General features: G+C 37.9%; 10 protein-coding genes and 1 tRNA gene. 2 read left to right on the top strand and 9 right to left on the bottom strand.

Annotation, left to right across the window (positions count from 1 at the left end; genetic code table 11):
- Positions 1-5: 5 nt before the first annotated feature.
- Positions 6-512 (bottom strand): thiol peroxidase, encoded by a 507-nt coding sequence (gene tpx / locus EMIN_RS00055; protein WP_012414193.1) that lies wholly within the window; start codon positions 510-512, stop codon positions 6-8.
- 94 nt (positions 513-606) lie between these two features.
- Positions 607-1182, bottom strand: a complete 576-nt coding sequence (gene rbr / locus EMIN_RS00050; protein WP_012414192.1) for a rubrerythrin — start codon at positions 1180-1182, stop codon at positions 607-609.
- 135 nt (positions 1183-1317) lie between these two features.
- Between rbr and EMIN_RS00045 the strand changes: the two genes are divergently transcribed.
- Positions 1318-1389, top strand: a tRNA-Cys gene (locus tag EMIN_RS00045).
- A 71-nt stretch (positions 1390-1460) separates the two neighbouring features.
- Positions 1461-2213: a hypothetical protein gene (locus EMIN_RS00040; RefSeq protein WP_012414191.1), complete on the top strand. Its 753-nt coding sequence runs from the start codon at positions 1461-1463 to the stop codon at positions 2211-2213.
- 21 nt (positions 2214-2234) lie between these two features.
- On the opposite strand, the gene EMIN_RS00035 is transcribed toward EMIN_RS00040, so the two are convergent.
- From EMIN_RS00035 to EMIN_RS00005, 7 genes are all read right to left on the bottom strand, one after another.
- Positions 2235-3521 (bottom strand): adenine-specific methyltransferase EcoRI family protein, encoded by a 1287-nt coding sequence (locus EMIN_RS00035; RefSeq protein WP_012414190.1) that lies wholly within the window; start codon positions 3519-3521, stop codon positions 2235-2237.
- Positions 3522-3688: 167 nt separating this feature from the next.
- Positions 3689-6211, bottom strand: coding sequence for a DNA gyrase subunit A (gyrA, locus tag EMIN_RS00030; RefSeq protein WP_012414189.1), 2523 nt, complete (start codon positions 6209-6211; stop codon positions 3689-3691).
- 84 nt (positions 6212-6295) lie between these two features.
- Positions 6296-8773 (bottom strand): DNA topoisomerase (ATP-hydrolyzing) subunit B, encoded by a 2478-nt coding sequence (gene gyrB / locus EMIN_RS00025; RefSeq protein WP_012414188.1) that lies wholly within the window; start codon positions 8771-8773, stop codon positions 6296-6298.
- Positions 8774-8857: 84 nt separating this feature from the next.
- On the bottom strand, positions 8858-9154 hold the full coding sequence (locus tag EMIN_RS00020; protein ID WP_012414187.1) for a DciA family protein: 297 nt from the start codon (positions 9152-9154) through the stop codon (positions 8858-8860).
- Positions 9154-10263: a DNA polymerase III subunit beta gene (dnaN, locus tag EMIN_RS00015; protein WP_012414186.1), complete on the bottom strand. Its 1110-nt coding sequence runs from the start codon at positions 10261-10263 to the stop codon at positions 9154-9156. Before dnaN ends, EMIN_RS00020 begins: the two co-directional genes overlap by 1 nt.
- Before the next feature lie 171 nt (positions 10264-10434).
- On the bottom strand, positions 10435-11793 hold the full coding sequence (dnaA, locus tag EMIN_RS00010; protein WP_012414185.1) for a chromosomal replication initiator protein DnaA: 1359 nt from the start codon (positions 11791-11793) through the stop codon (positions 10435-10437).
- A gap of 191 nt (positions 11794-11984) precedes the next feature.
- Positions 11985-12341: a response regulator transcription factor gene (locus tag EMIN_RS00005; protein WP_012414184.1), complete on the bottom strand. Its 357-nt coding sequence runs from the start codon at positions 12339-12341 to the stop codon at positions 11985-11987.
- Positions 12342-12348: the final 7 nt, after the last annotated feature.

Here is a 12348-nt window from a genome sequence, read left to right as displayed (position 1 = left end):
TCCTTTTATTTGTCTAACTCTTTTGCTTTCTCAATAATAACCTTATAGTCAGGCTCTTTGCCGACATCTTCCAAGAAATCAATATGCCTTATAACCCCGTCTTTATCAATAACAAAAACCGCTCTTGATAAAATATAAATTTCTTCTATTAAAACGCCGTAATCTGTGCCGAATTCCGGATTTCTGTAGTCTGACAACATAATAATTTTATCCGTGTTAAAAGAATCCGTCCAGCGTTTTTGCGCAAAAGGCAAGTCCTTGCTTACCGTAAGAAAAACAATGTTGCCGCCAAGCTCGGAAGCCTCTTTATTAAAACGCCTTGTTTCAATAGTACAGACAGGCGTGTCTATTGAAGGGACAACCGACAGTATTACAACTTTGCCCTTGTAATCTTGCAGTTTTGCCGGGCTTAAATCAACTTTAGTTAATGTAAAATCAGGCGCCTTATCCCCTATCTTAAGCTCCGCTCCCTTTATTTTCATGGGAGTGCCGTTCATCAATATCTTTTTCATACATCAGTCCCCTTTTTTTCTATATTATATAAACAAAACACTTCAAACTAAAGACAGAAAACCCCTCGCAATCCGCAAGGGGCTTACAAGTTTTTTACCAGTTTTCGCCAAGAAGTTCAAAATAGCTTTGAGCGTGCGCGCAGGCAGGGCATTTTTCAGGAGCTTCGTTGCCGGTGTGAAGGTATCCGCAGTTAATACAGCGCCAAACAACAGGTTGTTCTCTTTTAAAGACAAGTCCTTTTTCAATGTTAGATTTAAGCGCTTTATAGCGTTTAGAATGCTGTTTTTCCGCAATAGCTATATTTTCCATAGCGGACGCAACTTCCTCAAAACCTTCTTCTTTGGCCGTTTTTGCCATTTCAGGGTACATTGTTTGCCATTCATAGTCTTCCCCTGTGGCGGCTTCCGCAAGGTTTTCAATAGTGTTTCCTATAATACCCGCGGGATAGCTGGCCGTAATTTCCACGTCTCCCCCTTCTAAAAATTTAAACAAACGTTTTGCGTGTTCTTTTTCCTGGTCGGCGGTTTCTTCAAAGATTTTAGATATTTGCACATACCCTTCTTTTTTTGCTACGCCGGCAAAATAAGTATATCTGTTTCTAGCTTGGGATTCCCCCGCAAAAGCTATTAAAATATTTTTTTCTGTTTTTGATCCTTTCATCTTAGGCATACTCTCTCCTTTTAATCCTTATACCGGGAAGCATCCTCCCGGTAAATCCTTATATATATACCATATTATTTATAGAAACAAAACTCAACTACTTAACATATTTCTTTAAAAAAGATATAATAGCTATATTGTTTTGGTGCGGTGGCCAAGTGGTAAGGCGGCAGTCTGCAAAACTGCTATTCGCGGGTTCGATTCCCGCCCGCACCTTATTTAATTTTATAAAGCCCCGTAACTTCGGGGCTTTTTGCTTTTAGGTTTAATATATTTTACAATTTACTATGAAAAAACTGATTTTTATCCCTTTATTTCTTTTTTTAACGCTGCCTTTAAAGGCACAAATTAAAACCGCCCACATTATTGTGGCTTTGTGCGATAATGTTTATCAAAATATAGCCCCTGTTCCCGCAAAGTTGGGCAACGGGTCCAATCCGGAACAAAACCTTTACTGGGGCGCGATGTATGGGGTTAAAACGCATTTGAAAAAGTCACCCGAATGGAGTTTTGTAAGTGAAGAAAAGGATATTTCACCGGATATTTTAAGGCGTATTATTTTTAAACATAAAGATAAAGATTATTGGGTAATTTTAGACGCTTACAAAGGCAAAGAAATAAAAACCGCCACTAAAGATTTTTTTAACTATCTGTCCAAAGTTCAAAAAAACTCATTAGAAGCCGTCCTTGATAATCAAAAACAAAATATTCCTTTTGGCTCTGCCTCGGATATAATTATTTACGCGGGGCATAACGGACTTATGGATTTTACTATCAATACCCCCGAAGGGAAAAAATCTTCTAAAAAAGCGGTTGTTTTGGCCTGTCAAAGCAAAAAATATCTTAATGACGCTATATTAAAAACAGGCGCGGAGTCTTACGTGACAACAAACGGCAATATGGCGCCTGAAGGATATGTTATAGAAGCGGTGTTAAACAGTTGGGCCGGAGGCAAAGATTCTGCCAAGGCAAGAAAGGCAGCCGCGCAAGCATACGCTAAATACCAAAAAGTAAAATCAGCGGATTATTTGTTTAGATAAGAAGACTCTCGCAACCGCGAATCATATTTTCTCTACCAAAACCCGCCCAAACCCTTTTTTACCGTTCTCGTACGGAAAATATTGGGTATCTTCAACAATTTTATATCCTTTTTCCAGTAAGCCGTTTAATATCGGGCGGGCGGACACCGCAAACGGCTTGTTGTAATCATCAGGAATATAACAATTATCTACTAATAATGTTTTATTGTCATCAAACTTTTTATATTTATCGGGCACGTCTTTTAGCGGGATTATTTTTAAATTTTTAGATTTTGGCCTGTCTTGGATAGGAATATTAGTATACCAGTGTCCGGATGCTTCTACAAGTTCCCGTTTGGGGTTGAGGTATTTATCCACACGGTTATAGCCTGCCCATACTTTATTCTCCCTAAAATATTTAATATACGCAGGAGTTATGGGATTAGATATGTTAGATATAATTATAAATTTTTTAGAACTTCCGATTAACATTCTCCAAAAATCTTTAGCTCGGGAAAACGGGGGATTTGTGCATACTATATCCGCCTCTTTATTAAGGATTTTCAAAGATAGAGGGTCATCAAAACTACCCGTATACCCTTTAGGATAGTCCTTAAATTCCCGAAAACCGTCCTTTGTAAATATATACCCGCTTGCCCCTTGATTAAACAAATCAACAACACCGCTATAATGAGTGCAAATCAGTTTTTTCAATTCAAATTCTTTAAATTTTTGTATGAAATACAAGGCAAACGCAGATGTTTTTTTATTATCGCTGTCCACGGCGTCGTCGCAATTGCAAAAAACTATTTTGTTTTTCCAAATCGATATATCATACAGTGAAAGTTCTTTTTCGACATCTTCAAATCTGGTATAAAATTCGTCATTATCTACCTTTTGCGCCTTTTGCATTACATCTTTTCGGGTTATCCCTCTTTCTTCAAGTGACGGCGTGGTTTTCTTTACTATTTTTATTATTATTTTTTTATCTTCCTCTTTTGTAAAAATCTCTTTAATAAACATTTTATGAGTTTTTATAAATTTAACATAACCATCAAACAAGCTTGGATTATAAAAATATATTTCTCTCTTCTTTTGCTCTCTTAGGGCAGAGAAGTTCTCTTTAATATCTTTTTCTAATTCCGACATATCTTTCACTTCACAGGCAAACAGATACCGATAACTATTTTCGTTTGATTTTCCTGTCATGTTGTTATATTCTTTCAATCTTCTTTCAAAATCTTTTGTTTTTCCTATTTTACACTTTGAGGGCTCTAACAAGGCTTGAACAATATAAATATATTGCTTTGTATTCTTATTGTTTTGCATTCTTCTTTCCTATATGCTTAAAAATTTATTCTTTTGCTCTGATATAACATGTTTATGTCTTTGTGCATATATTCTACCGAAATATTTTGATAAGCAGTATAAAAATTAAAGATATTCCCAATAAAAAAGCCCCGCTTGGGTAGCGGGGCTTTTTTATTTTTTGCTTTTTATATTAATTCTTTAGGAACCGCTTCTTCACCGCCGCAGGCTTCCTCGTCATTATCTTTAATAACGGGCGCTATGCGGGCGATTTTGTCAGATTCCGCCAGCTTTACAAGCCTTACGCCTTGAGCGTTGCGGCCTACGGAACGGATTTCCTCACAGCGTATTCTTACCGCCATGCCGTTTTCCGTAATAACCATTAAATCTTTAGATTCATCAACAAGTTTAATGCCTACTACTTTACCGTTGCGTTCTGTTGTTTTAATGGTGATTGTCCCGCTTCCGCCGCGGTTTTGTTTGCGGTATTCCGTAAATTCCGTGCGTTTGCCGTAGCCGTTTTCACAAACGGATAATACGTCCGGCCCGGGAGCGTCTTTTAAAGCGTGTTCCATGCCTACCACAATATCATCTTTACCGAGCCTGATGCCTCTTACGCCTTTGGCCTGGCGGCCCATAGCGCGGATTTGCTCTTCATCAAACCTTATAGCTTTGCCGTCGCGTGTGGCGATAATAAGATCGCTCTTGCCGTGGGTCATTTGAACCGAGGTTAAAACATCCCCGTCTTCAAGACCGATGGCAATGATGCCCGATTTACGTATGTTGGCGAAATCACCCAGTTCAACACGTTTAATTAAACCGAAACGCGTACACATTGTTAAGTAGGTTTCGCCGCTGTTTTTGGGGTCAAAATCCTCAATAGCCACGGCTGAGGTAATTTTTTCCTCATTAGAAATCTGTAAAAGATTTACAATGGCCTTGCCTTTCGACAGTCTGTTTCCTTCCGGTATTTCATAAGCGCGTAAGCTAAACACTCTGCCCCTGGTTGTGAACATAAGAATGGTAGCGTGCGTGGAGGTAACGAAAAGATGTTCAATAAAATCTTCCTCTTTCGTTTTACCGCCGATAACGCCCTTTCCGCCGCGGTTTTGCGTGCGGTAAGTGTCAAGAGGAATACGTTTTGCGTAACCATCGTTAGATAATGTGATTACAACATCTTCTTCCTCAATAAGATCTTCCATCGTCATGTCGGAAAGTTCAGTATTGCTTATTTCCGTTTTGCGTTCGGTACCGTAATCTTTTTTAAGGCCTTTCAGCTCATCTACGATAATAGCTAAAACTTTTTGAGGATCTTCTAAAATACCCTTAAGTTCGGCTATTAAAGCAAGCAGTTCTTTTTGTTCTTTTTCTATAGAGGCTGAGGAAAGCTGCGTTAACTGGTGCAGCCTCATATCCAAAATAGCCTGGGACTGCGGTTCGGATAATGCGAATTCTCTTATTAAAGCGAATTTGGCTTCCGTCGGATCTTGCGCTTCGCGGATTATTTTGATAACTTTATCTAAGTTAGCAATCGCTATAAGCAAGCCCTGCAAAATATGCTCGCGTTTTTGCGCTTTGTTTAAATCAAACCTTGTTCTTGCGGTAACAACTTCTTTTCTGTGTTTTACATAACACTTCATCACTTCTTTAATAGGCAGTATGCGCGGCCTGCCGTCAACAATGGCAAGCATGTTTACGCTAAAACTGGTTTGAAGCTGGGTGTGTTTGTATAAGTGGTTTAAAACAACTCTTGCGTCGCCGTCGCGCTTTACTTCAATAACAAGGCGCATGCCCCGGCGGTCGCTTTCGTCACGTATATCGGCGATATCGGTAACTTTTTTGTCTTTAACCAAACCCGCTATCGCTTCAATTAAATTGGTTTTGTTAACCTGGTAAGGAATTTCCGTAACTACAATGGCGCTTCTGCCGCCTCTGCCGCCTTCTTCAATTTCCGCCCTGGCCTGCACTTTAACGGAGCCTTTGCCCGTTTCAAAATAATCAAAAATACCTTTGCGTCCGCAAATTATAGCCCCCGTCGGAAAATCCGGGCCTTTGATAATATTCATTAATTCTTTTGTGGTTACGCCGGGGTTTTTAATTACTTCAATAACAGCGTCGCAGACTTCGCTTAAATTATGTGTAGGAATATTTGTTGCCATACCTACCGCAATGCCTGAGGAACCGTTTACAAGAAGGTTTGGCATTTTTGCGGGAAGAACAGAAGGTTCCTGCATGGAGCCGTCGTAGTTATCCATAAACTTAACGGTATTTTTATCAATATCGTTAAGCATTTCGTCAGCAATTCTTTCAAGGCGGACTTCTGTATAACGCATAGCGGCGGCCATATCGCCGTCGACCGAGCCGAAGTTACCCTGCCCGTCTACAAGAGTGTCCCTTAAAGAAAAATCCTGCGCCAAACGAACCAACGAATCATAAATAGCTGAATCGCCGTGGGGATGGTATTTACCCATTACGTCGCCGACTACACGCGCGGATTTTTTAAAAGATTTGTTATATTTTAATCCCATTTCGTTCATGCCGTATAAAAGCCTGCGGTGAATGGGTTTTAACCCGTCGCGCACGTCCGGCAACGCGCGGCCTACGATAACGCTCATAGCGTAATCAATATAAGACCTTTTCATCTCCTCGCCAATATCGCGCGATTTAATATTTCCAAATAAATCAACAGATTGATTTTCTTTCTCGCTCATTTCTTTCTCCTAACTTTGCGCCTTAAAGCGCTTTACGTGCCCTGCGGCACTTTTTATACTAATTACCCGTCAGCAGGGCGTGGATTAAATGTCTAAATTTTTAACTTCAAGGGCGTGTGATTCGATAAACGCCCTTCTGGGTTCGACCTTATCACCCATAAGCGTGGTAAAAATTTGTTCCGCGTCGGCAGCGTCTTGTATTTCTACTTTAATAAGGCTGCGTTTGGCAGGGTCCATAGTGGTTTCCCAAAGTTGTTCGGGGTTCATTTCACCCAAACCTTTGTAGCGCTGTATCGTTGAGCCTGAAGAACCCGCGTCTTTTACCGTTTTAAACAACTCATGCAAACTGTAAACAAAAACGTCCGATTTGCCTGTGTTTACGGTAAAAAGAGGGTTTTTCTTTTCATCTTCGGATACGGCGTCTTGGTAATTAGCCAAGGAATAACCGAAAGCCTTGAGCTTTGTATCCGCCGCTAAAAGTTTGCCGAATTCAAACAAACTTTGGTGTTCGGGCGCCAGATCTTCATCACTTAACATGGAAATATCCGCCCCTTCTGCCATAAGTACTTCTTTGCGTTCCAAAATATATTGGGCGGCGTAATCGCCATATTCTTTTTCGGTATAGAAATATCTAAACCCTCCGCTTTGTAAAGGAATGCGGTATAAAGGAATTTGTCCGGCGTTAACAAAAGACAAAAATTCATTAAGAGTAATGCCTTTAACTTCAATTTTCATTAACAAATCTTCAACGTCTTTTAAGATTTTAAGTAAATCCTTAAGTTCGACGGCCGTTAAAGCGGTTTTGTCCGCTTTTACTACCGAGGTTGAGTTAATGCCTTCTTTAGAAAGCCAGTTAACAAGCTGTTCTTCGGTTTGTAAATACTGCTCGTTTTTGCCTTTTTTAACTTTGTATAAAGGCGGCTGAGCTATATAAACGTGCCCCGCCTCAATAAGAGGCCTTAACTGGCGGTAAAAGAACGTAAGAAGAAGCGTGGTGATATGCTGGCCGTCAACATCGGCATCAGCCATAAGAACGATTTTATGATATCTTAATCTTGAAATATCAAAACCGCCTTCACCTTCGCCTACGCCTGTGCCTAAAGCGGTAAACAAGGTTCTTATTTCCTCGTTAGATAAAATTTTAACAAGCTGTGCTTTTTCAACGTTAAGCACTTTACCTCTTAAAGGAAGTATAGCCTGGAAAACACGGTCCCTGCCTTGTTTGGCGGAGCCGCCGGCTGAGTTACCTTCCACGATAAAAAGTTCGCATCTTTCGGCCACTCTTTCCTGGCAGTCGGCAAGTTTACCAGGTAAACCGCCGCCTTCAAGAGCGCTTTTGCGTCTGGTTAAATCACGCGCTTTTCTGGCCGCTTCTCTTGCTACCGCGGCGCCTATACATTTTTCGCAAACGGCTTTCGCTGTTTTGGGGTTTTCTTCAAAGAAGGTTGTTAAAGCGTCGCCAACCATGGAGCGGACGATACCTTCAATTTCACTGTTGCCTAATTTGGTTTTTGTCTGCCCTTCAAACTGGGGGTGCGGGATTTTAACTGATAATACCGCGGTTAAACCTTCCCTCATATCATCGCCGGTGACGTTAACTTCTTTGTTTTTAAGAAGGCCGTTATCTTTAATATATTCGTTAATTACCCTTGTAAGAGAAGAGCGAAAACCGCTTAAATGGGTGCCGCCTTCAATAGTGTTAATATTGTTAACGAAAGAATAAATATTTTCGGAATAACTGTCGTTATATTGTATGGCGAAAGAAATGTAATTATTATTAATTTCTTTTGTAAGGTAAATAGGCTCCGCGTGAAGAGTTGTTTTATTGGAGTTAATATATTTAACAAACTGTGAAATGCCTCCTTCGTAAAAGAAGGTGTGTGTTTTAGGCTCATCGCCGCGTTCGTCCGTTAAAATAATTTTAACACCCGCATTTAAGAACGCGAGTTCGCGAAGTCTGTTGGCTATTGTATCATACGAGAAAGAAAGTTCGCCGAAGATTTCTGTATCGGCTTTAAATGTCACGGTTGTGCCTTTTTCTTTAGCGGCTCCTATTTCTTTAACTTTTTCTTCAGGTTTGCCTCTATGATAACGTTGAAAATATTGTTTACCGTCTTTATTAACAACTACTTCTAAATACTCTGATAAAGCGTTTACGCAAGATACACCCACACCGTGTAACCCGCCCGAAACTTTATAAGCTCCGCTATCAAACTTACCGCCCGCATGAAGCACTGTCATAACTACTTCTAAAGCGCTTTTGCCTTTAAGTTTAGGGTCTTTAGCGTTAACCATAGGGTCAACGGGAATACCGCGTCCGTCGTCGGCTACGGAACATGTCATATCATCTTTAATAGTGACTGAAATTTTTGTGGCTCCGCCTGCTAAAATCTCATCAACAGAGTTATCAACAACCTCGTACACCAAGTGGTGTAAACCCGGTAAACCTGTTGAGCCGATATACATAGCGGGGCGCTTTCTAACAGCTTCAAGACCTTCTAAAACCTGAATTTTAGAAGAATCATAATTCTTTTGTTCTTTTTCTTTGACTTCTTCTGTCATTTTTACCTCTGTTGTGTTTTAGTTTTGCTTAAACATAAATAATAAAAAACAAAACCAAAACTTATTTATACTGTTATTAAATTTTTAAACTATTTCTATTTTTTTAATCCAGGGTTTGTCAAAATGTTTGTTTAATTCTTTTATTAAATTTTCCTTATGGCCGGCAAGCTCAAGCTTAGCGGAAGAATTTTTTACTTTAATAAAAACAGCGTCTTTTGAGGCGGCGTCTAAAATCCAAAATTTAGCGCGTTTGCCCGCCAATTTTTCCCAAACCATACCCAGCACCATTAACCTGTTAAGTTTAAAAGCAAGGGGATTAAAATTATTATTTAAATCACCCGAACTGTTCCAAATTTTACGAGGTTTGGCGCCAAGTTTCATTACGATCTCACCGGCATTATTACGTATTTAAATTTTGTATTGTTTATTTCCTCAATCAACACGGGCTGCGCCGCGTTAATAAAAGAAAATTCAACTTTTTCCGTGGAAATATTTTTTAACACATCTAAAACATATTGTGGGTTAAAAGATATTTCAAAAGGTTCGGCTGTATATTCAACTTTCATTTCGTCAGAAAAGTCCATTTTTTGAGAATTGGAAGTTATTTTTAAAACATTATTATTTAAAGAATATTTTACCGTGCCGCCAAGTTCGTTTGCGCAAAGACTAGCACGTTTTGTAGAGGCTAAAATTTCTTTTGTATCAGATAAAAAACCCATTACTTTTTTATTGGGGATAACCTGCTCATAATTAGGAAAATTACCTTCAATAAGCCTGGAAATATAAGTTGTTTCTTTTATATTAAAACTTACCTGGTTTGAAGCTACGCTTAATACTAAAGTATCATCTTCAGAAGGTTTATTTATGGAGAAAAATCTTAAAAGCTCGTTTAAAATTTTAGTAGGAATAATAATTTTAAAATCTTTAGTGTCGCTTTCAATTGTATCAACAGCCAAAGCAAGCCTTCTGCCATCGGTGGCGACAACTTCAAATTTATTTCCCGTTTTTACCCATAGAAGGCCGTTTAAAACATATCTCGTTTCCTGTGTTGAGGAGGAAAATATTGTTTTTTCAACCATTTCCTGAATTTCTTTTATTTTTAAATTAATAAGATTAGATTTATCTATTTCCGGAATTAAAGGATATTCTGATTTAGGTGTTCCTATAACCCAAAATTTTGATTTACCGCTTTTAATGTGAACTTTATTATCCTCACCAACAGTTAAATTAATTTCTTTATCATTAGGAAGGTTTTTTAAAATATCGGAAACTTCTTTTAAAGGTATTGTTACTGATCCTTCTTCTAATATCTCGGCCTTTATATAATGTATTGAAGCCATTTCCATATCAGTTCTTACAAGTTTAATTTTACCGTTTTCAGTTTCCATAAGAAAATTGTGAAGAATGGGTAATGTAGCTCTTGAAGATACACCGGCCTGAACAACAGAAAGTCCTTCCAAAAAAGTTTCTTTAGTTATATTAATCTTCATCTTATTATTCCTTATACTATTATGTGTTGTTAATTGTGTTGATAATGTTTATACACAAATACAATTTTTTTAAAAATCTGTTAACTATTATACACACGTTATAGAAAGTATTAACAGTTTGTTTTATTTTTACGGTTTTGTGGTTAAGTTTTAATTGTTATCCACAAAAAATTAACGTTTATCCACAGCTTTAATATCTGAGATAATCTGGTTAATTTGAGCCGCGAAAAAAGGATCATTTTCAATTTCTTCTTTAATTTTTTCCCTTGCGTGAACTACTGTGCTGTGATCTCTTTCAAACTCGCGGCCTATTTCCGGTAAAGACATATCTGTAAGCTCAGTTGCTAAATACATAGCAATCTGCCTGGGCCACGCGATAGAATGGTTTTTCCTTTTTGAATTAAAATCAATAATATCAATCTTAAAATGTTTGGAAACTACTTTTTTAATACTGTTAGGGTTAATTAAAAGTCTTTTTTCTTCCATACTTATAATATCAGACAAAACTTCCCTTGCTATAGGTATAGTGGGGGTTACGCCGTGAATATTACAATAGGTTGTAAGCCTGAAAAGGCAGCCTTCTAATTCCCTTATACTTGCTTGAACTCCTTCCGCTATAAAAGCAATAACATCGTCGCCAACATCAAAGTTGCTTGTATCTCTTTTTTGTCTTAAAATAGCTATTCTTGTTTCTAAATCAGGTCTTTTAATTTCAGAAACTATACCCGAAAGCAGCCTTGAGCTTAACCTTGGGTCAATACCAAGCTGCTGCGGCGTTCTGTCAGAAGTTAAAACAATTTGTTTTTTTGATTCAAATAAAGCGTTAAATGTATAGAAAAATTCCTGCACGCTGGATTCTTTGCCTGCCACAAATTGAATATCGTCCATTAAAAAACAGTCTAACGAGCGGTGTTTTTTTCTAAAAGCTTCAGGGTTTCTGTTTTGTAAAGATTCTATATATTCACTTACAAATTCCTCACCTGACATGTATAAAATTTTAGCGTATGGGTTTTCTTTTAATATTCTATTTCCTATAGCGTGTAATAAGTGGGTTTTACCTAAACCGGGCGTACTGTATATAACAAGGGGGTTATTTTCTCTTTCACCTAATTTTTTTACGACGGCTTCGGCCGCCCTGTAGGCAAACCTGTTTGAAGGGCCTTCAATAAAACCTTCAAAAGTATAATTAGGGTTTAAACGGCTTGGAAACGGTATTTTTGCATTATAATTAGCTCCCATAACCTGAGGGGGAATTTCTGGTCTTTTATAAGGGGTAGTGTCTTCCAATACATCATATTTAATTTGTATATCACCGCCCTGTTCTTTTTCTATAGAGGATTTTACCTCCTGAACATATTTATCGGCTATAGTTTTTGACCAAAACTTATTAGGTAAAGTAACAGTTAGAATATCGTTTTTTAAAGAAAGAGACAGGGGTTTAAGCCATGTTTCACAGGCTTCAACCCCAAAAACTGTTTCCATTTCTTTTAAAATGCGGTTTTTTAAATCTTCATTAATAATATTATTCACAATGTTAATCCAATAATCCTTTGGCTTATTATATCATTATTTTAGCTGAATTTGAGGTTTTTTACATTTTTATTTTTTACAGCCTTAAGGGTGCTTAATTTTAGGTAAGTTAAAATAATGTAAATTTTGGCCCTAAAGGGCAAAAAAGCGTATAAAATAGTTGTTTTATACGCTTTTTTGGCTTTTGGTACTTAGATGTATTTGTTTATAGTTTCAGTGAGTTTAGTAATAGTAAACGGTTTGGGTATAAAATCCTTAACCTGAGAAACCCCGGAAAATAAAGATTTAGATTCCTCCAAAGCGGAAGTTACTATTATTGGAATAGACGCGGTTTCTTCATTAATTCCTAATTCTTTTGCAATGGCTGTGCCGTCCATTCCGGGAAGCATAACATCAAGAATGACTAAATCGGGCTTGTGTTTTTTAATAAAAGAAAAAGCCTCTCTTCCATTATCGCAAACTAATGCCTCGTGCCCAAGTCTTTCAACCATCATTTTTAACATTTCGTTAATTGAGGGTTCATCTTCAATAATTACAATTTTTTTCATATTTATA

Origin of the sequence: Elusimicrobium minutum Pei191 (assembly GCF_000020145.1) — a bacterium.
Lineage (GTDB): Bacteria > Elusimicrobiota > Elusimicrobia > Elusimicrobiales > Elusimicrobiaceae > Elusimicrobium > Elusimicrobium minutum.
This window is presented reverse-complemented; position numbering and strand designations above follow the sequence as displayed.